Below are 25,223 nucleotides of genomic sequence, written 5' to 3' on the forward strand. Positions count from 1 at the left end.
GCGGCCAGGAAGGGTGGGATCAGAGGTCATGTGGGCGCTCCGCTCACAGGGACTGCAGCGCGAGTGCGCCGGGTCCGGCCAGTGCGATGGCAAGGAGGGCCATCGTCCAGAACAAGGGGTACTCGATGCCGCCGTGCATCCAGAACCAGCCCTTGGGCAGGGCCAGCACGGCGGTGGTGGCGAGGAACAGCGCGGCGACGCTGGCCGCCGCGCAGGTCTGCCAGCCCAGCAGCACCGCCAGCCCGCACAGCACCTGCACCACGGCCAGCAGCAGCGGTGCGGGTGCGGGTGCAGGCAGGCCGAAGCCGCGCAGCTCTTCGGCGAACCCACTCAGGCCGGGGCCACCGAACCAACCGAACAACTTGCCGAGCGCGTGCGGCAGCAGGAAGCCACCCGCCGCCAGCCGCAGCACCAGCAGCCCCAGGTCCAGGCCGGTGGTGCTGCCGGCCATGTTCAGTGGCCGCCTTCCTGCGCGCCGAACATCGCCTTGGCGTACTGGATGCCGAGGCCGTAACCGCCGGCATGTTCGCGGGCGATGCCGGTGGTCAGGTCGTAGGTTTCGCCGCGGCCCCAGTCGCGCTGCAGTTCCAGCACGTACTGCAGGGCGGTGATCGGCACCGCGCCGGCCTGGACCATGCGGGTCACCGCGCGCTCGTGCGCCTCGTCGCTGACATCGCCGCAGGCGTCGGTGATCACGTAGACCTCGAAGCCCTGCTCGATCGCCGACAACGCCGGGCCGACGATGCACACACTCGTCCAGAGACCGGCCAGCACCACCCGCTTCTGGCCGATGCGGTTGATCTCATCCACCACCGGCTGGTCTTCCCAGCTGTTCATGGTGGTGCGGTCCAGCACCTTCTGGCCCGGGAAGATCGCCGGCAGCTCCGGGAACATCGGGCCGGAGAACGACTTTTCGGCCACCGTGGTCAGCACCACCGGCACCTTGAAGCCGGCCGCGCCCTTGGCCAGCATCGCCACGTTGTTGCGCAGCGCGGCGATGTCGATGTTGCGCGTGGCGAACGCCATCTGCGACTGGAAGGCGATCAGTACGAGGGCGTGGTTGGTCGGCGACAGCAGCGAGCTGCCCGGTACGGCGGTGGCGGTGGTCATCGGAAGTCCTTGCGGGATGGGTAACGAAATGGTGACGGCGACCGCGCCAATGCCCTACCCCCCTTGGGTGGTGGGCGCAGCTACTCTTTTGGGGGAGGGGTCCCTGCCACTACCCCATTGCGCACCCCTTGCGCCTGCCCCGAATGGGGAGTCATGCCCGCGCCCCGGCCTGAGACAATCCGCGCATGCAGCGTGTGCCTTTCGTGTCACGATCCACCGCCCCGGCGACCAGGTGGCGATGGGCGTGCGGCTGGCTGCTCGCGGCGGCGTTGTGCCTGATGTCCATGCTGCCCGCCGCAGCGACCTCACTGTCTGACTACGAACACAGCGCATGGCGGGTCGGCCAGGGCGCGCCCGGCGATATCTGGGACATCGCCCAACTGGCCGACAACCGTCTGCTGCTGGCCACCGGTGCCGGCCTGTACCGCTTCGATGGGCGCCAGTTCGAACGCGTAGCGCCGCCCAATGGCGGTTCCTTTCCCTCGGCGAACATGACCTCGTTGGCCGTCGACGCGGACGGCACGATCTGGATCGCCTACTACAACGGGAGCATTACCCGTCTCGACGCACATGGCGCGCGCGACTTCGGCATCCGCGAGGGGCTGCGTCCGGGATTGATTCCGCGCCTGCAGCGCGACGCCAGCGGCCGTCTGTGGGCGGCCTCCGACGCCGGCCTGCGCTGGTTCGACGGCGCACGCTGGCGCGCGCCCACCGCAGCCATGGGCATCGGCGACGTCGCCGCGCACTGGGCGCTGCGCGACCACCGGGGCACCCTGTGGCTGCTCGCCGGCGGTGAGCTGTGGCGGCTGCGCGCGCGTGCCACCCGCTTCGAACGTCTTGGCCTGGCCGTCTCCGCGTTCTCCTCGCTTGCGCTGCGCGGCGACGGCCAGCTGTGGTTGGCAGATCGCCAGCGCGGGATCATGCCGGTTGCGGATGCACGTGGCCTGCTCCCCGCCACGCAGCGCGAGGCACGGCGCCTGCCGGGGCTGCTTGCGGGGCGAATCCAGTTTGCCGCCGACGGCAGCCTGTGGGGCAGCTTTGTCGCCAACGGCGGCATCTTCCATGTCACCGATGACGACCGCGGGCAGCGTTTTGACCGCTTCGATGCCCCGCAGGGCCTGGCCTCCACCACCGCCGGTCCGCTGCTTCAGGACCGCGAGGGCAACCTCTGGGTCGGCACCAACCTCGGGCTCAACCGCTTCCGCGAACACCAGGTGCATGCGCTGGTCCTGCCCGATCCGGGCGATCCGCTGCGTTCGCTGTACCGCGCCCCCGACGGCGAGGTGTTCGGCCATGGGGTCGACCTGCAGCCGCTGGCGCTGCGCCGCGCCCTGCGCGACGCCACGCCTGCGGTGCAACGGGACGCGGCACGGGCCACCCTGCAGCCACTCTGGCTGGGCGACTGGAGCGCGATCGTGCGGATCGTGGACGGCCAGCGGCAGGCGCTGTCACCGCCAGGCTTTCCGGTGCCGCACGAACTACGCGCGTTGCTGCCGCTCGGTCGGGCCGAAGCCTGGTTCTGCCTGGGCAGCGACACGCTGCTGCAGTACCGCGCGGGGCGCTGGATTCGCGATCCGTCACTGCCGCGCCAGGCCTGCACCGCGCTGGCCGCCGGCCGCCACGGCCAGCGCCTGATCGGCTATCCGGACGGCACCCTGCGCGTCGGCAGCGGCGGCCGCTACCGCCACTACACCGGTGCCGACGGACTGGACGTCGGGCCGGTCACCGCCACCGCGTACGCCGGCAACAGGATCTGGGTAGCCGGCGAGAACGGGTTGGCCCTGCTCGGCCACGACGGGCGCTTCCGCACCGCGCGCGCCGCCGGCGATGGCCTGTTCGAAGGCATCACCGGCATCGTCCGCGACGCGCGTGGCCGCTACTGGTTCAACGGCAGCCGTGGACTGGTCCGGGCCGAGGCCGCGGACTTCGAGCGCGCGGTCGATGCCGGTCGCGAAACCGCGCCGCGCCTGTTCGACACGCCCGATGGCATGCCCGGCATCGCGACACAGGCCAGCCCGGTGCCCAGCGCGGTGCTGGCCGCCGACGGCCTGCTCTGGCTGGCCACCAACCAGGGGCTGGCCTGGCTCGACACGCAGAAGGTGCGCGCCGACGCGCCGCCGCTGGTGCCCCGGATCGGCGCGTTGTCCTCGGCCGGCACCCAGCAACCGCTCCGCGACGGGCTGCAGCTGCCACCGGGTACCGCGCAGCTGCAGATCGACTACCAGGCGGTGTCGCTGTCGCGGCCCGAACGTGTGCGCTACCAGCACCGTCTGGTGGGCCTGGACGACGAGTGGCAGGACGCGGGCAACCTGACCCGCGCGTTCTATACCAACCTGCCACCCGGCGCCTATCGCTTCGAGGTGCGCGCCGCCAACGAAGACCAGGTCTGGAGCACAGCGCTGGCCCAGCGCAGCTTCCGCATTGCCCCACTGTGGTACCAGACCCTGTGGTTCGGTGCCGCCTGCGTGCTGGCCATGCTGGCGTTGCTCGGGCTGGCCATGCGCCTGCGCAGCCGCAGCCTGACCCTGCTGGTGCGCGCGCGCCTGAAGGAACGCCACGCCGAGCGCGAGCGGATCGCGCGCGAGCTGCACGACACCCTGCTGCAGGGCACCCAGGGGTTGATCCTGCGACTGCACGCGGTGAGCCATTCCCCGCAGGCCACGCCCGCCGTCCGCGCCGCGCTGGAAGCGGCCATGCAGCAGGCCGAACAGGCGCTCGGCGAAGCGCGCGAGCGGGTGCGACTGCTGCGCGACGGCAGCACCGACTACCAGGACCTGGGCGCAGCGCTGGTACAGGTCTACGGCGAACGCGCCGACGAGCTCGACAGCCCGGCGCTGCGCCTCAACATCGAAGGCACCCCACGGCCGCTGCGCCACGACGCCGCCGAAGAAGTGTTCCTGATCGGCCGCGAAGCCCTGCTCAACGCGTTGCAGCACGCCTCGGCGGCCGCCGTCGATATCGAACTGGCTTACGCAAGGCGCGGACTGCGCCTGCACATCAGGGATAATGGCAGCGGCCTGCCGCAGCAGTTGCCTGACGACCGCTGGGGCCTGGTCGGCATGCGCGAGCGCGCCGAACGCCTGGGCGCGCGGCTGCGCTTGTGGTCGCGCCCGCAGATCGGTACCGAAATCGCACTGTTCCTGCCTGGCGAGCGCATCTATCGCCATCACCGCCGGCGCTGGCGCTGGCGGCGCACTACCGGAGAGACCGCATGACCGCTGCATCCACGCCCATCGGCATCCTGGTGGTCGACGACCATCCCCTGCTGCGCGACGGCCTGGCCGCACTGCTCGGCCTGCAGCCGGACATGCACCTGCTCGGCGAAGCCGCCGACGGCGAAGAGGCCGTGGCGCAGTTCCTGGCCCTGCGGCCGGACGTGGTGCTGATGGACCTGCAGCTCCCTGGGGTGGACGGGGTGGAGGCCATCACCCGGATCCGCCAGCACGACCCGCGCGCCCGGATCATCGTGCTCACCACCTACCGCGGCGATGTCCGCGCGGTGCGTGCCCTGCAGGCCGGGGCGAGCGGCTATCTGCTCAAGGACATGCTGCGCCACGAGCTGGTCGACACCATCCGCACCGTGCACAGCGGCAAGCGCGCCGGCATTCCCGCACCGCTGGCGGCCAGCATCGCCGCGCACGTGGTCGAAGACAGCCTCTCGCCGCGCGAAACCGAAGTGCTGGGGCATGTGGCCGGCGGGCGCTCGAACAAGGGCATCGGCGAGCGCATGCACATCTCCGAGCAGACCGTGAAGGCGCACATGAAGAACATCATGGAGAAGCTCGGCGCCCGCGACCGCACCCACGCGGTCACCCTGGCCCTGAAGCGGGGCATCATCAGCCTCGACGACACGGCCGAACCAGCAACATGACGCGGGAACCCGTAGTGCCGGCCGCCGGCCGGCAACCAGGCAACGCCTGACTGCCCCTACCGCCGACGCACCACGAAACTCATCCCGGCCGTCACCACCGCCAACATCGCCACCCCGGTCCACCCGAAGTGCGCCAGCATCACCGCCCCCAGCGCCCCACCTGCGGCCATGCCCAGGAATACCCCGGTGAACAGCAGCGCATTGAGCCGGCTGCGCGCTTCCGGCGCCAGCCCATAGACCAGCGTCTGGTGCGAGACCAGCGCCGCCTGGAACCCGAAGTCGAACACCACCGCGCTGATTGCCAGCAACGGCAGGATCGCGGCGTTCGGCAGCCACGGGTCCAGCAGCAGCAACGCGAACCCGGCCAGCGCGATCAGGATCGCGATGCGCGCCACCGCATGGCTGCCCAAGCGGTCCGCCCAGCGCCCGGCAAGCGGCGCGGCCAGCGCACCGGCGGCCCCGGCGATGCCGAACGCCCCGGCCACCGCGCTGCCCAGCTCGAAACGCGTGTGCAGCATCACCGCCAGGGTCGACCAGAATGCACTGAAGCCCACCGCCAGCAGGCCCTGCGCATACACCGCACGCCGCAGCGGCGGCTGCCCGCGCCACAGCCCGAACAACGAGCGCAGCAACGCCGGATAGCCCAGCTTCGTGGTCGGCGCCATGTGCGGCAGCTCGCGCGCCAGGGCCAGCGCCATCAGCACCACCGAGCCGGCCGCGAAGCCGAACATCGCGCGCCAGCCCAGCCACTGTGCGACCAGCCCGCTGGCCACCCGTGACAACAGGATGCCCAGCAGCAGGCCGGTCATCACCTTGCCGACCACCGCGCCGCGATGCGCCTCCGGTGCCAGCGTTGCCGCGGCCGGCACCACGTCCTGTGCGACCGTGGCCATCAGCCCGATCAGCAGGCTGGCCAGCAGCAGCGTCGGCAGGTTGCCGGCGATGGCGGCGAAGGTCAGCGCCGCCGCGAGCACCAGCGACTTCACCAGGATCAGCCGACGGCGGTCGAAGCGGTCGCCCAGCGGTGCCAGCAGCAGGATGCCCAGCGCGTACCCCAGCTGGGTGAGCGTGGGCACCATGCCGGTGGCCTGCTCGCTGCTGCCCAGGCCGCCGCTGATGACGCCCAGCATGGGCTGGCTGTAATAGATGGAAGCGACCGAGAAACCAGCGCCGGCCGCGAGCGAGACGATCAATCGTGCAGGCACGCCGTGTGAGGCGTGCGAGACGGTGGGGATATGCGTGGTGGACATGAGCCACTCCAGGCAGAGAGAGAATGCCGCAAGGTTCCTCTCTGGCCGCCGCTACGTGTAGTAGGCTTGAGTACATATCCATCATACGAAGGTTGTATGACCACACCGTCCCCTGCCGCCGGCGCGGACCGGATCGACCTGCTGCATACCTTCGTCCGCATCGTCGAAAGCGGCAGCCTGTCGGCCGCTGCCGTGCAGCTGGGCACCACCCAGCCCACCGTCAGCCGACGCCTGCAGACCCTGGAACGGCTGTTCGGCCTGCACCTGATCCAGCGCTCCACCCACCAGATGACCCTCACCGAGGATGGCGAGCGCTGCTACGCCCATGCCCGCGCGCTGGTGGACGACTGGGACGCCATCCAGGCCGACCTGCGCGGCGAGGTCGACGCGCCGCGCGGGCGCCTGCGCGTGGTGGTGCCGCATGCGTTCGGCCAGGCCCAGTTGCTGGAGCCGATGCTGCAGTTCATGGCGCGCCACCCGCAGGTGACCCTGGAATGGATGCTGGAAGACAGCCCGGTGGACTTCATCGCCGATGGCATCGACTGTGCGATCCGGGTCGGCGGCGTCGATGCGCCGCAACTGGTCGCGGTGCCGCTGGCCGAAGTGCCGCGCATCGTGATTGCCGCCCCGTCGCTGCTGGGCACGGCAGACCCGCACGACCCCGCCCTGTTGCCGGGCCTGCCGTGGATCGCGCTGACCACGTTCTACCGCGAGCGCTTCAGCCTGCTGCCGGCCGACGACGGCCCGGCCCTGCGGGTGGACATCCAACCGCGCCTGCTCACCGACAACCTGTTCGTGGTGCGCCGCGCGGCGGTGTCTGGGCTGGGCGCGGCGGTCGTGTCGGCGTGGCTGGTGGCCGACGACCTGCGTGAGGGCCGTCTGCTGCAGCTGGTGCCCGGCTGGGAGGCGCCGCCGCTGCCGGTGCACCTGGTGTACCCGGCCGCGCGGCAGATTCCCACTCGCCTGCGCGCCTTCATCGACAGCATGAAGGCCAGCCTGCCGTACACCCACGGGATGCGTTCGTTGCCTTTGCCATCCCGCGCCTGACGCACAGCCGGGCAGAGCCCGGCGCTACAGAATTTGCACAGACTGCATAACATAGCCTCTGCTATATTCGAGGCATGAGCGCGCACCCCACCACCCCAACCGCCAGCCTCGGTGAAATGCACGCCAGCGTCGCCGTACCCAGCGGCGGCCACTGGTGGTTCCGGCTGCTCGCCTTCCTCGGGCCGGGCTACATGGTCTCCGTGGGCTACATGGACCCGGGCAACTGGGCCACCGACATCGCCGGCGGCGCACAGTTCGGCTACCTGCTGCTCTCGGTGATCCTGCTCTCCAACCTGATGGCGATCGTGCTGCAGGGGCTGTCGGCGCGGCTGGGCATCGCCACCGGGCGCGACCTGGCGCAATCCTGCCGCGACCATTTTTCCAAGCCGGTGAACCTGTGCCTGTGGTTGCTGTGCGAGCTCGCGATCATCGCCTGCGACCTGGCCGAGGTGATCGGCACCGCCATCGCACTGAAGCTGCTGTTCGGCCTGCCCCTGCTGATGGGCGCGATCATCACCGCGGTGGACGTGGTATTGGTGCTGTGGCTGATGAACCGCGGCTTCCGTGCGCTGGAAGCGTTCGTGATCGCGCTGCTGCTGGTGATCTTCGCCTGCTTCGCGATCCAGATCGCGCTGGCCGCACCGCCGCTGCACGCGGTGCTGGGCGGGTTCATCCCGCGCGCCGAAGTGGTGACCAACCCGCATGCGCTGTACCTGGCGATCGGCATCATCGGCGCCACGGTGATGCCGCACAACCTGTACCTGCATTCGTCCATCGTGCAGACCCGCGCCTACCCGCGCACCGACCCTGGGCGGCGCAGCGCGCTGCGCTGGGCGGTGACCGACAGCACCATGGCGCTGATGCTGGCGTTGTTCATCAATGCCGCGATCCTGATCCTGGCGGCGGCGGTGTTCCATGCCAACGGCCGCACCGATGTGCAGGAGATCGAACAAGCTTACGAACTGCTGGCGCCGATGCTGGGGGTCGGCATTGCCTCCACGCTGTTTGCAGTGGCGTTGCTGGCCTCGGGGATCAATTCCACGGTGACCGCCACGCTGGCCGGGCAGATCGTGATGGAAGGCTTCCTGCGCCTGCGAATCGCACCGTGGGCACGACGGTTGATCACCCGGGGCATCGCCATCGTGCCGGTGGTGATCGTGACCGCCATTTACGGCGAACAGGGCACGGCCCGGCTGCTGGTGCTGAGCCAGGTGGTGCTCTCGATGCAGCTTCCGTTCGCGGTGATCCCGCTGGTGATGTTCGTGGGCGACAAGGCGCGGATGGGCGCGCTGGTGGCGCCCCGCTGGTTGCTGGGGTTGGCGTGGGTGATCGGTGCGGTGATCGTGTTGTTGAATGTGAAATTGTTGGTAGGGTTCTTTGGGGGTTGAACGAAGAAACGCCGTAGCGCCGGGCTCTGCCCGGCCGCTCTTGACCTCAATCACGGTTGAGGTGGCAGGATGCGCCATAACCCATCCAACGAATCCACCCCATGCCCTCCACCCCTCCCACCCAACACGATCTCTGGAATGGCCCGGCCGGCGATGCCTGGGTGCAGGCGCAGTCGCTGCTCGATGGCATGTTCGCCGGTTTCGTCTCGGTTCTTGCCGACCCCGTCGACCCCGCCGCACACGTACTGGACGTTGGCTGCGGCACCGGGGCACTGTGCCTGGCCATCGCTTCCCGGCTCGGGCCGGACGGACGCTGCGGCGGCGTCGACATTTCCGCCCCGATGATTGACGTCGCGCGCGAACGCGCACGGTCTGCAGGCCAATCCATCGACTTCACCGTGGCCGATGCCGAACAGCACGCCTTCGCCCCCGCCAGCCTGGACCGCATCGTCTCGCGCTTCGGGGTGATGTTCTTCAACGATCCCGTGCAGGCCTTCGCCAACCTGCGGCGCGCCCTGCGCAGCGGCGGCAGCCTGCATGCCATCGCCTGGCGCGGCCCGGCCGACAACCCGTTCATGACCACTGCCGAGCGCGTCGCCGCGCCGCTGCTGACCCTGCCTGCGCGTGCGGAAGGCGGGCCCGGCCAGTTTGCGTTTGCCGATGCGGACAAAGTGCGGGGGATTCTGAAGGACGCCGGTTGGAAGGACATCCAGATCACGCAATTGGACGTCGAATGCAGCATCCCGGCAGACCAGCTGCCCACCTACGTCTCATTGCTGGGCCCGGTCGGCCAGGCGCTGCGCGCGGCCGATCTGGCGCCAGCCGACCGCACCCGGATCCTGCAGACGGTGGTCGATGCGTTCGCGCCGTTCGTGCAGGGCGACAACGTGGTGTTCAACGCCGCGTGCTGGTCGATCCGCGCGGTGTAGGCCGCGCCGCGCGCCGTAACCGGTAAAAATACCTAGGGCGGCTCGGTGTAACTCCGGTTGTCGGCCCGGCAGCGGGTGCGCACAGTGGGGCATGGCCGGTGGTAGGGGCCATCACCCACAGGAGAGCCCCATGCGCCGGTCCCGTTCCTGCCTGTTGTTGGCCCTGTTGCTGGCTGCGCCGTGGGCGTGGTCGACGGCAGTCGCCGCGCCACCCACCGCCAGCGAAACCGTGGGCGCAGCCACCCGGGACCCGGATGCGATTGCCGCGCTGGAGCGCATGGGCAAGGCGCTGCGTGCGCTGCCGCAGTTCACCCTGGCGGCCACCACGCGCACCGAGTATGTGCTCGATGATGGCCAGAAGCTGGCGTTGGCCGGTACGGTGGACTACAAGGTGCTGGGCCCGGACCGTTTCTTCGTCGAAATCCGCAGCGACCACCAGCACCGCCAGCTGTTCTACGACGGCCATACGCTGACGATTGCCTCGCCTGCGCAGAAGTTCTACGCGCAGGTCGAGAACCTGGATCGCAGCAGCCAGGCGCTGCTGAGCGACTCGGCCACCCAGCTGGGCATCGAGTTCCCGCTGGCGGATCTGTTCCTGTGGGGCACGCCGGGATTCCCGACCGAGCGCATCGATTCGGCGCTGTTCGTCGGCACAGAACGCATCGACGAACAGCCCACCCGCCACTATGCGTTCCGCCAACCGGGGGTGGACTGGCAGGTGTGGATCTCCGACACCACCCGGCTGCCACTGCAGCTGTTAATCACCAGCCATTCCGATCCGGCGCTGCCCAGCTATCTGGCGACGTTGAACTGGGACACGAAACGCAGCGTGGCCGCCAATGACCTGGTGTTCCGACCGGACGGTGCCACCCGCATCGTGTTCGTGCCGGTTGCCGTCGCGTCCGACGACACCGTCACGGGAGGCCAGTGACATGACCACGACCACGATCCTGCGCACTGCACTGGTCACCGCCCTGCTGTGCGCCAGTGGCGCGTCACTGCTGGTCCCTGCACCGGCCGACGCCCGCCCCGGCATGCGCGGATTCGCCCATCCGTCCATCGCCGGCCACGGCGGTTTCGGCGGCGGGGGCGGTGCATTCCACGGCGGCGGCGGATTCGCCCCGCATCCCGGGCCGCATCCTGGACCTGGACCTGGACCTGGCCCTGGCCCCGGTCCCCATCCCGGTCCCGGCCCTGGACCGCACCCGGGTCCTGGTCCCGGACCTCATCCCGGTCCTGGTCCTGGTCCTGGCCCTGGTCCGGGTCCACATCCGGGCCCAGGTCCCGGTCCCGGCCCGCATCCCTACCCTCCGCCGCCTCCGCCGCCCTATTGGGACCACCCCTTCTGGGATGCCGCCGCAGTCACCGCCGGCGTTGCGCTCACCGCCGCCGCCATCGGCTCGGTGGTGTACACGCTGCCGGTGGACTGCAGCACCATTGTCGTCAATGGCATCGGCTACCAGCAGTGCAGCAACGGCTGGTACCAGCCGCGGTACGTCGGCACCACCGTGCAGTACGTGGTGGTGGACCCGCCGCGATGAACCACGCGTTCCAGCATCCCTGGCTGTGGTTCCTGGCCCTGTTCCTGGTGCCCCTGATCGGGGCACTGGTGGTGAGCCGGCTGGTGCGCAAGCGCGGGCTCACCGCCAATGGCGTGCTGGCGTGGTTCGTGCTGGTGTGCTGGATCGGGGCGTTGGGGGTGATCCTGTCGCAGGTGCTGTAGTGCCGGCCGCTGGCCGGCTCCCCATTACAACGATTGCCCCAACTCGATGAACACCACGCGGTGCCCGCCTTCGCGCATGCCGACACCGAAGATCAGCGGCCCGATCCACGAGTCGAAGCCCAGGAACAGGCTGCCGTTCCAGATGCCGTCGCTGATCGACATGTCCGAACGGCGCTGCCATGCATTGCCGTACTCCACCGTGCCCCCCAACTGCGCCGAACGTCCCAGCACCTTGCCGAGCTCGTAGGTGTAGCCGGCAAAGGCCAGCGCGTAGTCCTGGCCGGTCAGCTCGTTCTGCTGGAACCCGGCCAGGCGCCAGCGCCCGCCCAGGCGGTACAGGTTCTGCAACGGGGCGGTGCCCGAAGCGGTGACGTGGTACCGCAGCCCCAGCTGCACGGCATTGCTGCCGATCGGGAACGCGCCCACCGCGTCCAGGTCGATCTGGCCGAAGCGCTCATCCGCACCCAGCCCCTTCTGCGACTGGTACGTGCCCAGGTTGACCAGAAACCCGTTGCGCGGGAAATAGATGCTGTCGATGTTGTCATAGGTCGCGCTGGCGGTGATCGCGCCTTCGTCGAACGAAGTGCGCGGCACCTGCGGAGAACCGATGTCCATGCGCGCGTTGCCGGCAAACCGCTCCAGGCCGACGCGCAGGGACAGCACGTTGGACACGTTGCGCACCAGGTCCACGCTGGCACCGGTGCGCTGTACCCGATAGCGCGAGGTCTTGTTTCCGTAATCGTCGAACACGTTGAAGCTGCGTGTCTCGTAACCGCCGTCGGCCTCGAAGGCATAGCGGTTGCCGACGTCGAACGGATGGTAGTAACTGCCGGTGATGGCCGGCTCGCTGCCGATCTGCAGCGTCACCCGCGCCTCGGCTCCGTACGGCGACAACGGCGCGAACAGCAGGCCCGCGCGCAGGTTGCTTTCGTGGTTGCCGTCGAGGTCGTTGCTCAACCGCAACCCGGCCTCCAGGTAGGCGGGGCCGTTGGGTTTCTCATAGGCAGTGATGACCACGCCGACCCGGCCGTCGCGCCGGGTCTCCTGATAGCCGATGCTGGCCAGCGTATCCATGCCGTAGGCACGCAGCACGCCCTCCTGCATGCCTTTGCTGTCCAGCGGCTTGCCGATCTCCACCGGCAGGTAGGACAACAGCAGTGCGTCGGCGTAGCGGGTGTGGTTCTCCACCTCGATGAAGGCGATGGGCGCCGGAGCGGCGCTGGCCGCCCGCTGTTCGCGGGTCGCGTACCACCGCTGGTAGGCGACGTCGGGCTGCGAAAAGGCGCGCAGTGCCGGTGCAGCGGTGTCGGCGGCCTGCTGGCCGATCTCCAGCGCCAGCGGTGCCTTGTCGAAATCGCCGGTGGCGACCTTGCCGGTCAGCGGCGGGGAGATCAGCAGGTCCTGCGGCCCCAGGGTGTCCAGTTGCCGCTGCGCGTTGCGCGTGGTGAGGAAGCCGCTCAGCTGGCCGATCACATCGACCAGGCTGGCGTCGCGGTCCAGCTCGGTCAGCGGCGTGCCAACGTCCACCGCGATCACCCGGTCGGCGCCCATCGCGCGGACCACGTCGATGGGGACCTGGTTGGAGACGCCACCGTCGAGCAGGACCCGGTCGCCAATCGTGATCGGCCGGAAGATGCCGGGCAGCGACATGCTGGCGCGCATCGCCATCGGCAGGCTGCCGTGGTCCAGGATCACCGCCTCGCCCGTATTGAGGTCGGTGGCGATGGCGCGGAACGGGATGGAAAGATCATCGAAGTCGCCACTGACCCGGCTGCCGCCGGTGGCCGTTTCGAACAGCGCGATCAACCGTTCGCCCTGCGCCATGCCGCCGGCCAGCTGGATGCGCTTGCCCTGCCCGCCCAGGCCAATGCCGATGGGGGCCAACTGCTCGTAATCATCGCCCTTGCGCTGCAGCGAGCGCTCGCGGCGCGGCAGCGTATCGCTGAACATCGCCATCCAGTTGGTGTCCAGCACCACCTTCTCGATCTGTTCGGGCGTCTTGCCCGAGGCGTACAGCGCGCCGACCAGCGCGCCGGCGCTGGTGCCGGCAATGCAGTCCACTGGAATGTGCAGCGCTTCCAGCTGGCGCAGGATGCGCACGTGCGCGATGCCGCGCGCGCCACCGCCGCCCAGCGCCACGCCGATCCGGGGCCGGGTATCGCCCGGCTCGCGATGCCCGCACTGGGTGCCGTTGAGCACTTCGGTTTCCTCTGCCGCCCATGCCACGCCCGGCCATCCGGGCAGCGCCAGCAGCAACCAGCCAAGGCAGCGTTTCATCGCCATGCACTCCCCACCTGGATGTAGAACGTCGAGTCCTCGGGACCCCATGCGTAGTCCACGCCCACATGCATGCCAAGCTGGCGGGCGATCAGGTAACGGAACCCCGCGCCCTCGGAGACTTCATTGTCGGCGTCGCCGAAACTGTTGTGGCGACCCCAGGTGCGCCCGGCGCCCACGAAACCGATCAACGCCCAGCGGGTCGTCATGTTCCAGCGCAGTTCGGTCTCCAGCACCGCCGCGCGGGTGTCCTGGTAGCGCGCCGACCCGATCCCGCGCAGGTCGATGTACGGCAGCCGGTAGAACGGGATCTCGCCATTGGCCCAGCGCGTGTCCACGCGCCCGCCTAGTACCAGTCGCTTGTCCAGCAGCGGCCAGTAGCCGAACGCATGCGCGCGGTAGCTCTGGAAGGCGCCGTCGCTGCCGATACCGGGCAGGTAGAAGTTGCCTTCGGCCATGCCCAGCCAGCCACTGTTGGGGGTGAAGGTGTTGTCGCGGCTGTCGTACTGCAGCGACATGCCCAGCCCGGAGCTGCGCGAGGCCAGCTCGGGCGGGGTGAAGTTCACACGGTCCGAGGCGACATCGAAGCCCACGTCCAGGTCCATGTAGATCCAGGCCAGGCCAAGGAACAGGTCCTGGTTGCCGAGCCGGCGGAAACCCTGCTGGAACGACATCAGGCCGTCCAGGTTGTAATCGATCTCCAGCGGTGGAAGCCGCGTGCCCGGGGTATGGAAGCCCAGGTTCATCGAGGTCTTGGCCACGCCGCCGCGGTAACGCCAGCGGTCTTCGTCGAAATGCAGCGAGGCGCCAATGCCGTAGGCTTTGGTGCCGTTCTCGGTGCGCATCGCCGCGCCGCCGTAGATGTCCGGCGCCACCATCTGCTGTCGGCCATCGCTGCCCGGCCGCGTGGCGGCGGTGTCCGCGGGCCGATGGAAGAACGCCAGCGCCAGGCCACCGCCGTTGCCCACCGCGGGGTCGGTGATGATGATCGGCACCGGCAGGAACCCACGGTGCTCCAGCAGCCAACGTGACATGTCGAAGCGGCCGTCTTCGCTGTCACGGAACACCGACAGGCCGTGCGCCGGAGCGGCGTGCGCCGGGGCCAGCCAACCCAACACCAGGCACAGCACGGCCGCGCTCGCACGTGTCGTCACGCTGCACCTCGTCAAAAAGTGCGCGGCATCGTGCCGGTGGGAGGGATGGGCCTCGGCACGACGCCGCGCGGTGAAACGTCAAAGGGGGTGCGCGCTCACTTGGCAGGGGCACTGCCCGGCGGGAAGCTGGCAAACAGCCTGTCCAGGCCGGCTTCCACGGTGGCGTTCACCCGGTCAGGCGAAGACGGCACGGTGGCGCTGGCGGTGCCGCGCCAGACCGCCTGCTTGCTCTTGGCGTCGAACATGTCCACCACCAGCGTGCCGACGTCGTAGGTGCGTACCGTGGTGGTGGACGAGCCCATGCCCATGCCGCCGCCCCAGCCGCCGCCGCGCCAGCCCCAGCCGCCCATGTTGCTTCCCGTATAGAAGGTATCCAGCGTCTGCCGCTGGCTGGTCACGATATGCGCGGCCAGGGCGACGTCGCCGTTGGGCGATTGGGTCCAGCCGCGCGCGGCCAGCCGCGCGTCGATGCCGTCCACGATGCGCTGGGTCACCAGCGGCGAGCCGCCCTGCGGCTTCATGGCCCAGGTGTAGGTCTTGAACGAGGCGAAGTTCGCACTCGGGTCGAAGTCGGTGTGGACGGTGGGCGTGGTCGTACAGGCAACCAGCGCCGTGGCGAGGACCGCAATCGCAAAGGCTTTCATCACACACGACTCCCATTTCGTGGACTGGCCACCAGCCTAGACCCGGGCCTGCCGCGTGGTCATCCGAATAACTACGCAGTGCGGCCAGCAAAAATACCGGTTGGTACCAAAAGGGCGATACGGGACCACAAGAGCTCAACGCGGGGATTCGATCACCACGTACTGCACGGTGGTGCCGCTGTAGCGCGGCTCGTACCAGGTGTTGCCGCACTGCTGGTAGGCCATGCCGTCGATCACCGTGGTCACGCAGCTGGGCGGCACCGAATTGACGATGGAGCCGATCACCGCCGAGGTGACGGCCACGCCTGCAGTCACCGCCGCCGCCGTAGCAAAAGGATGGTCGTCATAGCGATCCCAGTGGTCGTCATAGTGACCGTGGTGGTCCACGTTGACATTCACGTTGCGGTTGACGTTCCGGTTCACGTTGCGGTTGACGTCACGATTCATGTTGCGGTTCGCGTTGTGGTTGATGTCGCGGTGCTCGCCACCGTGCGGTCGCTGCACGGGCCGGTTGACGTTGCTGTGGGCACTGGCCCGTGCCGCACCGCCGCCGCGGTGGCCATGCTGGGCGTGGACCGGGGCGATGCCCACCGCCAGCAGAACCAGCAGGCTGGATGCACAGGCCAACAGCGCAGCGCGGGTCGTGGTCAAGGTACGCATGTCAGTTCTCCTGGTCTGCATCGGGGACCACCACGGCAACCTCGACCGGCACCAGCTTGATCCGCGCAGCATCGGTTGGCGGAGTGAACTGGAACGCGCTGGAGGCTACGGGCGAGCGCGTATCCCAATGCAACCGGGCCCGGTACTGCGGCTGCGCCGGGTCGTCCAGCGAATTGATCACCAGCTTCTTCGGTAGTGCCGTCTCCTTGGACACCCAGAGCTGCCAGTCCGCGCCGTCCTGCTGGAACGCATACTGGTCCACCGCTTCGCCGTCGATGGTGCCACCCCCTATGTACAGCGCGCTGCGGATCGCGGTCTTGGGGGCCTTGTCGGTGCCCCACAGGAACATGTCGGCGAGGGGCATTTCGATGCCGTAACGGGTGGCCGCATTCTCGACCAGTTCGCCCAGCGTCGCGCTGAGCCCGTCGACCTGCGCGTAGTACTTCGTCCGCGGCGAGTACACCGTCAGTGTCTTGCCATCGTAGGTCAACTGCCGCAGCTGGCGGTCGCTGCTGAGCTCCAGGAACAGCTGGTTCGGCGTCTTTACCTTGTAGGTGACGGTGCCGTCCAGTTCGATTTTCTGTCCGTCTTCCAGCACCAGCTCGGTGCTCGCCTCGGAAGTCAACTGGAACTGCTTGAGCGCGCGCAGTGCAGCGCCCATCCGGTCCAGCGCGGCCAGCGCCTCGGGGTCCCGTTCATTGGAAGCAGCGGCGGTTGCCGCTGCGGCGGGGGGCGGTGCAGCGGCCGACGCCGCCGCGCCGACGCCCAGCGCGGCGAGCAGCAGGCAGGCGGTGGATCCAAGCGACCTTGCAGGACGAGCCATGAGCATGTCTCCAGGTACGGTCAATGGAACTTCGGAACATCAGAATCCGGCGCTGATCGACACGCTCCAGGGATCACCCTCGAAGCGGTTGCGCACGCTGAACTCACTGAGATAGCGGAACGACACATCGACGTGCTCTCCGCCCGACCATTTCTTGCCGTAGGTCAACACCGGGCCCACGCCGAACGAACGACCCTTGAACCCATCGAGCTGGTCGGCCAGTGCGCTTTCGTCGTCCTGCACCTGCTGCAGCCAGCCGGCGGCCGCACCAACGCCCCACCCGCTGGCGGTGCGCTTGACCAGCAGGGCGTCGGTACGCAGCACCAGCCCGTTTTTGTAATCCGTGTCGTCGTTGCGGCTGTACCAGTCCATGCCGCCGAGCACGCTGAACTCCAGCGTGCCCTTCTGGAACAGGTGGGTGTAACCCACCGCAGGCGACACCGTCCACACGTTGAGTCCGGGATTGGCCAGCTTGCCTGGCGTGTACTTCGCCGTAGGGGCGTACACATACAACCCGAGCGACAGGTGCTGCACCTCGTCGATGTGGTACCCGGCGATCACCGGCGCGAAATACACGTCGAACAGGTTGGACGCACTGTCCTGGACCCGCACCTGGTTGCCCAGCGGCCCCTGCAGGCCAGCGGTGACCTTGGCATCGATGTACGGCACGGTCAGCATGCTGGCGAAGTTCCATTTGGCCGGACCGGTCGGCCAAACGTAGATTCCCGTCGCAGCGGTCAGGCTGACATCGGCCTCGAGCCCCAGTGAGACCTGGCCGGCAATCGGCGCCGGCCGGCTGCCACCGATCTTCCCGTCATAGTGCACGTAGCTCAGCGACCACTGCATGCCCGGGTCGGGCGGAATCACCCCCACGTACGAGGTGATCTGCATGCCGGTGATGGACCGTCCAAGCCCCCCTTCAACGGCGTGCGCGGGCAGCGCCGCGACGACTGCCAGCGTGCCAAGCAGTACGGCACTGGCGATGCAGCTGCGACGATAGTGGGAGGAACGTGTCGTGGTCATGGCATCACCGTTCCACGCAGCGGAAGCCGACGTGGCAGGTCGAGGTGTCGATGGGCTGGGCCATGCGCGCGGCCGGCCGGTATCGCCGGCAGTAATTGGGCGCGCACAGGTGCGAGCCGCCCTTCATCACACGTCGCGGCGTGCCGCTGCGGTCGTTGGGGTCGTGGCTGCGCTGGCGCTCGCCCCCGCGCGGGTTCTCGATCGCACAGCACGGCTTGCTGGGAATCTGGTCGTGCTGCTGGTACCAGTCGCTGGTCCATTCCCACACATTGCCGATCATGTCGTAGAGACCGTAGCCATTGGGCGGGAAGCTGCCCACCGGCGAGGTCCACCGGAACCCATCCTCGTCCAGGCTCTGCCACGGGAACTGACCCTGCCAGGTGTTGGCCTGGTGCCGCCCGCGCGGGGTCAGTTCATCGCCCCAGGCGAACTCGCTCGGTTCGTGCCCGCCGCGTGCGGCAAACTCCCACTCCGCCTCTGTCGGCAGCGACTTGCCGATCCACTCGGCATAGGCCTGGGCATCGGCGAAGGTCAGATGCACCACCGGGTGGTCGTCCAGCCCGTCCAGCCGCGTGAACGGACCGCGCGGGTGGCGCCAGTCGGCGCCGGCCACGTACTGCCACCAGTTGTGCGTATTGGACATGTCCACCGGTCCAGCTGGCTGCACGAACACCACCGACGACGGCACCAGCAGCGCGGGATCGGCGCCCGGGTAGTCGCGCGGGTCGGCCGGGCGTTCGGCGAAGGTTACATAGCCGGTGTCGCGCACGAAGCGCGAGAACTCGCGATTGGTCACCGGATACCGATCGATCCGGAACGGTGCCACCCGCACCTTGTGCGCCGGGCGCTCTTCCGGGTAGTGGTCATTGGACCCCATCAGGAACAGCCCGCCTTCGATGTCGATCATGGTATCGGCCACAACACTCATCCCTGTTTCTCCTCAGCCGAAGGGCGCAACGTTGAAGGTCATCCCGGCGATCGCCAGCAACCCGAGCACCCACAACAGCCCTGCGGTGATCAGCGTCAGCGACACCGGGTAGTGGCTTTCGCCGTGGATCAGTCCTTCGCGCTTCATCAGGGTGCGCTCGGCGCGCAGCTCCCGCATGTAGCGCAGGTGGTAGATGATCCCGAGCGTGAGCAGCACCATCCCCAGCGCCACCAGCGCCACGCCGAAGTTGCGGGGTGCATGCGGCTTCAGGCTGACACCCGGCAGTTCGAGCATGTGCCCGAAGAACTGGAAGATGGTGAAGCCGAACCCGATCAGCGACAGCGCGGTGCGGATGATCGACATGAGCGTCCGGTCGGCGCTCATCCGCGTGCGCTGGAACGACATGCCGGTGCGACGCGAGGACAGCTCGAGGGAGACCGCATCGGCGCTGCCGAGTGTCGTCTGTGCCTCGTCCAGCGTCACTGCCCGCTCTGACAATGCGCGGGTCGGGTCTTTCTCGGTCATGAGGCAGAATCCTTGTGGGCGGTTGGATGGTGGCGGTACCAGCGCGCGGCCAGTCGGGTGAACGGGCCCCGCAGGATCAGGTAGGGAATGAAGCCGAGCGCCACCGCCAGTACGAATGCCTCCAGCGGATGGGGAAAGCCGCCGTACACACGCACCTGGTAAATCGCATCCATCACCACCCCCAGCAGCAGGATCCGCGCCGTGGCCGTGACGCCTTCGCGCCACAGCACCAGGTGCTCGCGGGGCGAACTGCGCATCATCCGCGCAGCGTAGGGCGCCTTGCCGGCGCGCGCGTCGCGCGTCCCATCGATCAACGCGGTGATCAACGCCATGGTCGGCTGCAGGAAGAACCGGAAGGTCATCGGACCGTCGGTGCGCCCCATCAGGTCGGCCCAGAACCGCGTCAGGAAGTCGATGACCAGGAGCATGGCCGGTTTCCGTTGTACAGGGGTCCAGCTTGGGGGCGGGGCCGGTGCAGCACATCGGGATAGGTACTGCATGCGCATCAGTATTTTTACTGCCCCTGCCCCTGGCAACCGCAAGGGTATGCTCGGTGCGCATGAGCCAGGACACCTACTCATTGATGCGGGGCGGCCTGGTGCACCGGGTGCTGCATGCCAGTGGCGCCCTGCATCGCAGCCGGCGGCTTTCGGTGTGGCTGGCAGGCCTGTTGACGGCCCTGGCGCTGTTGCCGATGGTGCTGCTCGCCCAGGCAGAGGGGATGTTGTGGCCGCGCCCCGGGGCCATGGCGTTGTTCGGGGACTATGCCACCCTCGCCCGGCTGCTGCTGGGCCTGCCGTTGCTGGTGCTGGCTGCGCCCCGCGCGGACGACCTGCTGCGCAGCGCGATCCGGCAACTGACCCACGCCAGCCTGGTGCGACCCAGCCGCCAACCGCGCCTGATCGCGTTGCTGACGCGGGTGCGGCGCTACCGGGACAGCTGGGTACCGGAACTGGTCTGCATCCTGATCGCGTTCGCACCGTCGTTCTACCAGAGCGGCGTGGTCAGCCTGCTCGACGGCGTGCCGGACTGGCGTTCGCAGCACGGCGTTGCGACCACCGCGGGGGACTGGTACGGCTGGGTGGGAACGCCCCTGTTCCGGCTGGTGGTGCTGCTGTGGCTGTGGCGGTTCGTGCTGTGGACGCTGCTGTTGTGGCGCCTGCCACGGGTGGGGCTGGGCCTGCACGCCGAACACCCGGACCAGTGCGCCGGCCTTGCCTTCCTCGGCCTTGCACAGGAGCGCTTCAGCGCGCTGGCCGTGGCCGGTGCACTGCTGGTGTGCGGTGCGTGCCTGAACCAGATGGTGTATCTGGGCGTGACCCTGCATGACCTGCGCCACCTGCTGGCCGGCTACGTGATCGGCGCCTGCGTGGTGCTGATGTCGCCGCTGCTCCTGCTGGTACCGGTCCTGGTCCGCACCCGCCGCCACGCCCTCTATCGCTTCGACGCGCTCGGCAACCGCGCCGCGGCGACCTTCGAACAGCGCTGGCAGGCCGCCAGCGAGGCCACCGCCGGCAGCGAATCGCTCGTCGACACCGGCGACGCCTCGGCGATTGCGGACTTCGGCGGCGTCTACCAGAGCATCGTGGCGATGTCGGTCATTCCAGTCACCCGCTGGAACCTGCTGTCGATGGCGATGTCCGCAGCCGTGCCGCTGCTGCCGCTGGTGCTGATGGCGTTCCCGTTCGACGACCTGGTGGCCAAGCTGATGGGCATCCTGGTCTGACGGCGCGCCTGGCGCTCCCTACAGCGAACGCGACACGAACGGCTCACCGCGCAACGCGGCCTGCACCGCCAGTGCCAGGTCATCGCCTGCATCGGACTTGAGTACATAGCTGCAGGGTCCCAGCGCCATCGCGCGATCGACCATCTGCGGCTCGGCATGCACGGTGATGAAGACCACGCCCAGCACCGGGCGCTGCACGCGCAGGCGCCGCGCCGCTTCCAGCCCATCGATCTCAGGCATCGCAATATCGGTCACTACCACGTCCGGCAGCATGCTCTGCGCCGCCTTGACCAGCGACGCCCCGTCCTGGACCAAGCCGATCACCTCGAACTGTTCGGCCAGCAACCCGCGCAGTTGCCGCCCCATGGCGGAACCGTCCTCGGCCAGCAGCACACGGGCAGCGTTCATGGGGTCCCGGCAAGTGATTGCACACCCTGATGGTGTGCCGCAGCCGAGACGGTAACAAGGGAAAAACAACCGGACGCGGGCAAGTAAATCTACTTGCCCGGCCCTCGGGCCGCAGGCCGGGTCAGTGCCGGATCAGCCCCTCGTGTTCGGCCTTGCGCACCAGTTCCAGGGTGCCGTGCACGCCCAGCTCCTGCATGATCGCGTACTTGTGCGATTCGATGGTGCGGACCGAAACGCCCAGTTCGTAGGCGATCTGTTTGGAGCGCAGCCCGCGCGCCACGTATTCCAGGATGCGCAGTTGCTTGTCGGTCAGCACGTACTGCTGGCGCCCGGCATTGGTAATGGCGTCCATGGCCAGCGTCGGGGTGACGTAGGTGTGCCCGCCCATCACGCCGGCCAGGGCCCGCACCAGCTCTTCGCCGGCGGCACTCTTGAGGACATAGCCGCGTGCGCCGGCGCGGATCGCTTCGGCCGCGACGCTGGATTCGTCATGCATGGTGAGGAAGACCACCGGCATCTCGAAGCCCTCCTCGCGCATCCTGCGCAATGCCTGGATGCCGGTGAGGCCGGGCATGCTGATGTCGGCCACCACCACGTCGGGTGGATCGCGCCGTACCGCCTCCACCAGTTCCTCGCCGGAGCACACCAGCTCGATCGAATCGAAGCGGTCTTCCAGAAGGTGCTCGATGCCCTGCGCCACCACCCGGTGGTCGTCTGCCAGGACAACCCTGCGATACCGGCTCTCCGCCGTCGAATACGAAACCTGCATGTGCTCGTCTCCCATGGTCATCAATCGTCCCCTGATTGAAGTACTGCGCGGAGAAGCTCTCCGGCTTCCGCCGCGCAACGACCTGAAAATTACAGTCGCGGTGTGATGGATTCGTGACGGCGTCGTATTCTGTGACTCACGCCCGCAACTATTCAGCTGCGCAGCGTGTCGCGCGGGCTTTCTCCGAATACATCACGGTACATGACGGAAAACCGGCCAAGGTGGGCGAACCCGTAGCGGGTCGCGACCTCGGTCACCCCGACGCGCCCCTGCGCACGGCGCAACGCACTGCGGGCAAGGTTCAAACGCGCCAGCTGGTGCCAATGGCACGGACCATGGCCGTAGGCATCACGGAACAGGCGCTCCAGCTGGCGCTCGCCTACGCCCAGATAGCTGGACAGCGCACGGCTGTCGTACGCATTTTCCAGCTGCGACTTCAGGTAGGCCTCGGCCTGGCGGACGATCGCGTCCCGCCGGCGCTCGATGCCGCTGCCCAGGCCGCGCCGCTCCGGGCCGCCATCGCTCGCACCGACCGCATCGATGAACACGCCCAGCAATGTACTGGCCTGCACCTCCAGCTGCTCCGGCATCACCACGCCCTGCCACTCGGCCGCTTCCTGCAATACCGAAAACACCCCTTCGCGCAGGTTGCGTGCGTCCTTCGGCGCCGCCGCCCGACTGTGCCAGCCGGTGCGCGGCAACCGCAGCTCACGACCCAGCCGCCGCACCGACTCGCGCTGCAGCACCTCGCGTGGAATCAGCATCACCGCCCATTGCCAGCCACCCGGGCTGGGCCGGACATTCAACTCGCTGTCCTCGGCAAACACCATCACCTGGCCCGCCGCGATCCAGCGCCCGTTGGCCCACATCGGCGCTTCGCAGGTCACCGCCAGGGCCAGCGCGATCATGCCCTGGCTGAAACTGCCGCTGGCGAAGATCGGCAGCGTATAGGCGCCGCTGTCCAGGCTGAACTCCGGAAACACCAGCCGCTGCACGCAGGCGCGGAAGTGGCCGGAGGCCAGCAGGCGCTGTTCGAAGCGCGTATCGCGGACCACCCCGAGCAGGGCGTCTGCATCGAAACCGTCAACCACGAAACGGCTGTACGGTGACATCGGTTCATCCATCGCCAGCTCCCCCGTCACGTCGGAATGTGGATAGCGTGCAACGCGTCAACCTGTTTACATCGGGCCGATTGTGGGGCTGAAGCAACACGGCGGCAAGCGGTCAAGCAGAGGGTCGTACCACGCAGGGCGCATGGATCGCCTCGCGATCCCGCCCATCTCCCCGAGGTGCAGAGTGCAGGCCAGCAGCCAGGTGAATCGGGTCGGCGTGGAAGCGCCGGACACGCCGCGACGTCGCTCCCGGACACGACGGGTAGCGCGTTTCACATATTCTGCACTCGACGTGCGCACACTTTTAACACTTGCCCTGCCCTTGCTGGTCGGCTGCATCCTGGGCCAGTGGTTGCCTACCTTGTTGCCCGAGCAGCTGCACCTGCACGTGATCTGGATACCCGGCCCACTGCTGCTGGGCTTCCTGCTGGTCACCCCGCGTAACCAGTGGCGGACCTGCGTGCTGGCCGCCTGCATCGGCACCGTGCTCTCCCTGCCGCTGGTCCCGATGGCCTCGTTGCCGCGCCTGCTGGCCAGCCTGGGCGAATTCGCCATGGTGGGTGTGGTGGCATGGCTGCTGCTGCGCTGGCGGGGCGAACGCGCCGCGCTGGAAGATTATCGCGACCTGAGTTTCTTCCTGCTGCTGGCCTGCGTGCTGCTGCCGCTGTGCAGCGCCTGGTGGTATTCGTTGGCCCAGGGCGGGCGCAGCGGCGCAAGCGGTCCGGCTGCACTGCGCGAACTGGCCCTGACCAGCGCGGTGAGCTACCTGGTGCTGGTGCCGGCGCTGGTCAACGTGGTCCGCATCATCGACGCCCCGGAGCGCCGCCACGGCTGGCGCTGGGATTCGATGGCGCTGGCCATGGTGCTGTTCGGCCTGCTGGTGGTGCTGTGGACGGTGGACTGGCAGGACGGCGTGATGACCCCGCTGCTGACCCTGGCGCCGATTCCCCTGCTGGTCTGGGCGCTGATCGTGTTCGGCATTGCCGGCGCCTCGGTCACCATGCTGGCGATAGCAGTGCTCGGCATGCAGCTCGGCGTGGAAGGCCTGGGGCCGTTCGGCTTCTGGTCGGTCGACCGCAACCTGCTCACCGGCCAGGCCTGGACCCTGTGCACCGGCTTCGCGCTGCTGTTCCTGGGCGCACTCTCCGAGCAGAAGCTGTCCAGCCGGATCAAACTGCAACGCGCTTACGCTCGCCTGGGCGAAGTGACCGGGCGCATGCTGGTGGTGCAGGAAGAAGAACGCACGCGCATCGCGCGCGACCTGCACGATGACGTCAACCAGTCGCTGGCCGCGATCTCGATCCGGCTCAGCACGCTGCGCAACCACATTCCGCTGGAGGAACGGCCCAGCGTGGTGGAACTGCAGGACCAGCTGCTGTCGGTCTCCAATGACATCCGGGCCATTTCGCATGAGCTGCACCCCAGCATCCTGCGCTTCACCGGCCTGGCCAGCGCGTTGGACGCGTTCTGCATCAAGCGCAACGCCCGCGGTCGATTGCGGCTGCGCTGCAGCATCGAAGACGCGCCCCGGCTCAACGACGAACAGGAGCTCAGCCTGTTCCGGATCGTGCAGGAAGCCGTCAACAACGTAGACAAGCACGCGCGCGCTCGCGTGGCCGACGTGCTGGTCTGCGTGCGCGGACGACGACGGCATCGGCATTCCCCCCGGCCACCTGCGGCGTGCGCCCGGGCTGGGCCTGATCAGCATGGAAGAACGTGCCAGGCTGCTCGGCGGCGTGCTGCACGTAGACACCAGCCCGCTTGGCGGAGCGCGCATCGAGGTTCGTTTCCCGCTGCGCGACAACGCGCAACAGGGACGTTGACCCCCCGGCGGTAGTGCCACGCCCTGCGTGGCA

General features: G+C 68.4%; 25 protein-coding genes. 10 read left to right on the plus strand and 15 right to left on the minus strand.

All coding sequences use genetic code 11. The annotated features are described in order from the left end of the window. Nucleotides 1-43 precede the first annotated feature (43 nt). Together PDM28_RS10605 and PDM28_RS10610 are read right to left on the minus strand one after the other, a co-directional pair. The gene (locus tag PDM28_RS10605) at nucleotides 44-451 is read right to left on the minus strand and encodes a DoxX family protein (protein WP_311181938.1); all 408 of its coding nucleotides are present in this window, start codon (nucleotides 449-451) and stop codon (nucleotides 44-46) included. 2 nt (nucleotides 452-453) lie between these two features. Then, a complete protein-coding gene (locus tag PDM28_RS10610; RefSeq protein ID WP_311181939.1) occupies nucleotides 454-1,110 on the minus strand; it encodes a hydrolase in 657 nt (218 codons plus the stop codon). Between the two features lie 278 nt (nucleotides 1,111-1,388). Here PDM28_RS10610 and PDM28_RS10615 point away from each other — a divergent pair, with 278 nt between their 5' ends. Continuing rightward, nucleotides 1,389-4,325, plus strand: a complete 2,937-nt coding sequence (locus tag PDM28_RS10615; RefSeq protein ID WP_311181940.1) for a sensor histidine kinase — start codon at nucleotides 1,389-1,391, stop codon at nucleotides 4,323-4,325. Beyond that, on the plus strand, nucleotides 4,322-4,981 hold the full coding sequence (locus PDM28_RS10620; RefSeq protein WP_311181941.1) for a response regulator: 660 nt from the start codon (nucleotides 4,322-4,324) through the stop codon (nucleotides 4,979-4,981). Before PDM28_RS10615 ends, PDM28_RS10620 begins: the two co-directional genes overlap by 4 nt. A gap of 56 nt (nucleotides 4,982-5,037) precedes the next feature. On the opposite strand, the gene PDM28_RS10625 is transcribed toward PDM28_RS10620, so the two are convergent. Continuing rightward, nucleotides 5,038-6,231 (minus strand): MFS transporter, encoded by a 1,194-nt coding sequence (locus PDM28_RS10625; protein ID WP_311181942.1) that lies wholly within the window; start codon nucleotides 6,229-6,231, stop codon nucleotides 5,038-5,040. A 96-nt stretch (nucleotides 6,232-6,327) separates the two neighbouring features. Between PDM28_RS10625 and PDM28_RS10630 the strand changes: the two genes are divergently transcribed. The 6 genes from PDM28_RS10630 to PDM28_RS10655 all read left to right on the plus strand — a co-directional run bounded on the left by PDM28_RS10630 (nucleotide 6,328) and on the right by PDM28_RS10655 (nucleotide 11,318). Further along, nucleotides 6,328-7,278, plus strand: coding sequence for a LysR family transcriptional regulator (locus tag PDM28_RS10630; protein ID WP_311181943.1), 951 nt, complete (start codon nucleotides 6,328-6,330; stop codon nucleotides 7,276-7,278). A gap of 74 nt (nucleotides 7,279-7,352) precedes the next feature. After that, nucleotides 7,353-8,666 carry an Nramp family divalent metal transporter gene (locus PDM28_RS10635; protein WP_311181944.1) on the plus strand — a complete coding sequence of 438 codons (1,314 nt, stop codon included), beginning with the start codon at nucleotides 7,353-7,355 and terminating at the stop codon, nucleotides 8,664-8,666. A gap of 101 nt (nucleotides 8,667-8,767) precedes the next feature. Further along, nucleotides 8,768-9,595: a class I SAM-dependent methyltransferase gene (locus tag PDM28_RS10640; protein WP_311181945.1), complete on the plus strand. Its 828-nt coding sequence runs from the start codon at nucleotides 8,768-8,770 to the stop codon at nucleotides 9,593-9,595. Nucleotides 9,596-9,725: 130 nt separating this feature from the next. Then, on the plus strand, nucleotides 9,726-10,526 hold the full coding sequence (locus PDM28_RS10645; protein WP_311181946.1) for a DUF2092 domain-containing protein: 801 nt from the start codon (nucleotides 9,726-9,728) through the stop codon (nucleotides 10,524-10,526). Nucleotides 10,527-11,001: 475 nt separating this feature from the next. Beyond that, nucleotides 11,002-11,136, plus strand: coding sequence for a hypothetical protein (locus PDM28_RS10650; RefSeq protein ID WP_301182351.1), 135 nt, complete (start codon nucleotides 11,002-11,004; stop codon nucleotides 11,134-11,136). Continuing rightward, complete coding sequence (locus PDM28_RS10655) at nucleotides 11,133-11,318, plus strand: hypothetical protein (RefSeq protein WP_311181947.1); 186 nt, start codon at nucleotides 11,133-11,135, stop codon at nucleotides 11,316-11,318. The genes PDM28_RS10650 and PDM28_RS10655 overlap by 4 nt, the downstream gene beginning before the upstream one ends. 24 nt (nucleotides 11,319-11,342) lie before the next feature. Here PDM28_RS10655 and PDM28_RS10660 read toward each other — a convergent pair whose 3' ends face one another. The 9 genes from PDM28_RS10660 to PDM28_RS10700 form a co-directional block, all read right to left on the minus strand. Further along, a complete protein-coding gene (locus tag PDM28_RS10660; protein WP_311181948.1) occupies nucleotides 11,343-13,601 on the minus strand; it encodes a patatin-like phospholipase family protein in 2,259 nt (752 codons plus the stop codon). Beyond that, complete coding sequence (locus PDM28_RS10665; protein ID WP_311181949.1) at nucleotides 13,592-14,749, minus strand: BamA/TamA family outer membrane protein; 1,158 nt, start codon at nucleotides 14,747-14,749, stop codon at nucleotides 13,592-13,594. The genes PDM28_RS10660 and PDM28_RS10665 overlap by 10 nt, the downstream gene beginning before the upstream one ends. A gap of 95 nt (nucleotides 14,750-14,844) precedes the next feature. After that, a complete protein-coding gene (locus tag PDM28_RS10670) occupies nucleotides 14,845-15,393 on the minus strand; it encodes a DUF4136 domain-containing protein (protein WP_102944864.1) in 549 nt (182 codons plus the stop codon). 135 nt (nucleotides 15,394-15,528) lie between these two features. Continuing rightward, entirely contained in the window at nucleotides 15,529-16,053 is a 525-nt protein-coding gene (locus tag PDM28_RS10675; RefSeq protein WP_311181950.1) for a hypothetical protein, read from the minus strand. Nucleotide 16,054: 1 nt separating this feature from the next. Continuing rightward, the gene (locus tag PDM28_RS10680) at nucleotides 16,055-16,876 is read right to left on the minus strand and encodes a DUF2092 domain-containing protein (protein WP_311181951.1); all 822 of its coding nucleotides are present in this window, start codon (nucleotides 16,874-16,876) and stop codon (nucleotides 16,055-16,057) included. A gap of 39 nt (nucleotides 16,877-16,915) precedes the next feature. Then, nucleotides 16,916-17,899, minus strand: a complete 984-nt coding sequence (locus tag PDM28_RS10685) for a SphA family protein (protein WP_311181952.1) — start codon at nucleotides 17,897-17,899, stop codon at nucleotides 16,916-16,918. 4 nt (nucleotides 17,900-17,903) lie between these two features. Continuing rightward, nucleotides 17,904-18,827, minus strand: coding sequence for a formylglycine-generating enzyme family protein (locus tag PDM28_RS10690; protein ID WP_311181953.1), 924 nt, complete (start codon nucleotides 18,825-18,827; stop codon nucleotides 17,904-17,906). Between the two features lie 12 nt (nucleotides 18,828-18,839). Then, nucleotides 18,840-19,352 carry a YidH family protein gene (locus PDM28_RS10695; RefSeq protein ID WP_311181954.1) on the minus strand — a complete coding sequence of 171 codons (513 nt, stop codon included), beginning with the start codon at nucleotides 19,350-19,352 and terminating at the stop codon, nucleotides 18,840-18,842. Continuing rightward, nucleotides 19,349-19,780, minus strand: coding sequence for a hypothetical protein (locus PDM28_RS10700; protein WP_311181955.1), 432 nt, complete (start codon nucleotides 19,778-19,780; stop codon nucleotides 19,349-19,351). The genes PDM28_RS10695 and PDM28_RS10700 overlap by 4 nt, the downstream gene beginning before the upstream one ends. A gap of 131 nt (nucleotides 19,781-19,911) precedes the next feature. On the opposite strand from PDM28_RS10700, the gene PDM28_RS10705 reads away from it, so the two are divergent. After that, complete coding sequence (locus PDM28_RS10705) at nucleotides 19,912-21,078, plus strand: hypothetical protein (RefSeq protein WP_311181956.1); 1,167 nt, start codon at nucleotides 19,912-19,914, stop codon at nucleotides 21,076-21,078. 18 nt (nucleotides 21,079-21,096) lie between these two features. Here PDM28_RS10705 and PDM28_RS10710 read toward each other — a convergent pair whose 3' ends face one another. The 3 genes from PDM28_RS10710 to PDM28_RS10720 all read right to left on the minus strand — a co-directional run bounded on the left by PDM28_RS10710 (nucleotide 21,097) and on the right by PDM28_RS10720 (nucleotide 23,367). Further along, a complete protein-coding gene (locus PDM28_RS10710; RefSeq protein WP_311181957.1) occupies nucleotides 21,097-21,486 on the minus strand; it encodes a response regulator in 390 nt (129 codons plus the stop codon). Nucleotides 21,487-21,607: 121 nt separating this feature from the next. Continuing rightward, nucleotides 21,608-22,276 carry a response regulator transcription factor gene (locus PDM28_RS10715; protein WP_311181958.1) on the minus strand — a complete coding sequence of 223 codons (669 nt, stop codon included), beginning with the start codon at nucleotides 22,274-22,276 and terminating at the stop codon, nucleotides 21,608-21,610. Between the two features lie 131 nt (nucleotides 22,277-22,407). Further along, entirely contained in the window at nucleotides 22,408-23,367 is a 960-nt protein-coding gene (locus PDM28_RS10720) for an AraC family transcriptional regulator (protein WP_311181959.1), read from the minus strand. A gap of 292 nt (nucleotides 23,368-23,659) precedes the next feature. Between PDM28_RS10720 and PDM28_RS10725 the strand changes: the two genes are divergently transcribed. Continuing rightward, nucleotides 23,660-25,204 carry a sensor histidine kinase gene (locus PDM28_RS10725; protein WP_311181961.1) on the plus strand — a complete coding sequence of 515 codons (1,545 nt, stop codon included), beginning with the start codon at nucleotides 23,660-23,662 and terminating at the stop codon, nucleotides 25,202-25,204. Nucleotides 25,205-25,223 lie beyond the last annotated feature (19 nt).

The organism is Stenotrophomonas aracearum, assembly GCF_031834615.1.
Classification (GTDB): Bacteria; Pseudomonadota; Gammaproteobacteria; order Xanthomonadales; family Xanthomonadaceae; genus Stenotrophomonas; species Stenotrophomonas aracearum.

Coding starts and splice junctions, on each gene's coding strand:
- PDM28_RS10605 (WP_311181938.1), bottom strand. CDS start 451: ATGGCCGGCAGCACCACCGGCCTGGACCTGGGGCTGCTGGTGCTGCGG.
- PDM28_RS10610 (WP_311181939.1), bottom strand. CDS start 1,110: ATGACCACCGCCACCGCCGTACCGGGCAGCTCGCTGCTGTCGCCGACC.
- PDM28_RS10615 (WP_311181940.1), top strand. CDS start 1,389: ATGTCCATGCTGCCCGCCGCAGCGACCTCACTGTCTGACTACGAACAC.
- PDM28_RS10620 (WP_311181941.1), top strand. CDS start 4,322: ATGACCGCTGCATCCACGCCCATCGGCATCCTGGTGGTCGACGACCAT.
- PDM28_RS10625 (WP_311181942.1), bottom strand. CDS start 6,231: ATGTCCACCACGCATATCCCCACCGTCTCGCACGCCTCACACGGCGTG.
- PDM28_RS10630 (WP_311181943.1), top strand. CDS start 6,328: ATGACCACACCGTCCCCTGCCGCCGGCGCGGACCGGATCGACCTGCTG.
- PDM28_RS10635 (WP_311181944.1), top strand. CDS start 7,353: ATGAGCGCGCACCCCACCACCCCAACCGCCAGCCTCGGTGAAATGCAC.
- PDM28_RS10640 (WP_311181945.1), top strand. CDS start 8,768: ATGCCCTCCACCCCTCCCACCCAACACGATCTCTGGAATGGCCCGGCC.
- PDM28_RS10645 (WP_311181946.1), top strand. CDS start 9,726: ATGCGCCGGTCCCGTTCCTGCCTGTTGTTGGCCCTGTTGCTGGCTGCG.
- PDM28_RS10655 (WP_311181947.1), top strand. CDS start 11,133: ATGAACCACGCGTTCCAGCATCCCTGGCTGTGGTTCCTGGCCCTGTTC.
- PDM28_RS10660 (WP_311181948.1), bottom strand. CDS start 13,601: ATGGCGATGAAACGCTGCCTTGGCTGGTTGCTGCTGGCGCTGCCCGGA.
- PDM28_RS10670 (WP_102944864.1), bottom strand. CDS start 15,393: ATGAAAGCCTTTGCGATTGCGGTCCTCGCCACGGCGCTGGTTGCCTGT.
- PDM28_RS10675 (WP_311181950.1), bottom strand. CDS start 16,053: ATGCGTACCTTGACCACGACCCGCGCTGCGCTGTTGGCCTGTGCATCC.
- PDM28_RS10680 (WP_311181951.1), bottom strand. CDS start 16,876: ATGGCTCGTCCTGCAAGGTCGCTTGGATCCACCGCCTGCCTGCTGCTC.
- PDM28_RS10685 (WP_311181952.1), bottom strand. CDS start 17,899: ATGACCACGACACGTTCCTCCCACTATCGTCGCAGCTGCATCGCCAGT.
- PDM28_RS10690 (WP_311181953.1), bottom strand. CDS start 18,827: ATGAGTGTTGTGGCCGATACCATGATCGACATCGAAGGCGGGCTGTTC.
- PDM28_RS10695 (WP_311181954.1), bottom strand. CDS start 19,352: ATGACCGAGAAAGACCCGACCCGCGCATTGTCAGAGCGGGCAGTGACG.
- PDM28_RS10700 (WP_311181955.1), bottom strand. CDS start 19,780: ATGCTCCTGGTCATCGACTTCCTGACGCGGTTCTGGGCCGACCTGATG.
- PDM28_RS10705 (WP_311181956.1), top strand. CDS start 19,912: ATGAGCCAGGACACCTACTCATTGATGCGGGGCGGCCTGGTGCACCGG.
- PDM28_RS10710 (WP_311181957.1), bottom strand. CDS start 21,486: ATGAACGCTGCCCGTGTGCTGCTGGCCGAGGACGGTTCCGCCATGGGG.
- PDM28_RS10715 (WP_311181958.1), bottom strand. CDS start 22,276: ATGACCATGGGAGACGAGCACATGCAGGTTTCGTATTCGACGGCGGAG.
- PDM28_RS10720 (WP_311181959.1), bottom strand. CDS start 23,367: ATGTCACCGTACAGCCGTTTCGTGGTTGACGGTTTCGATGCAGACGCC.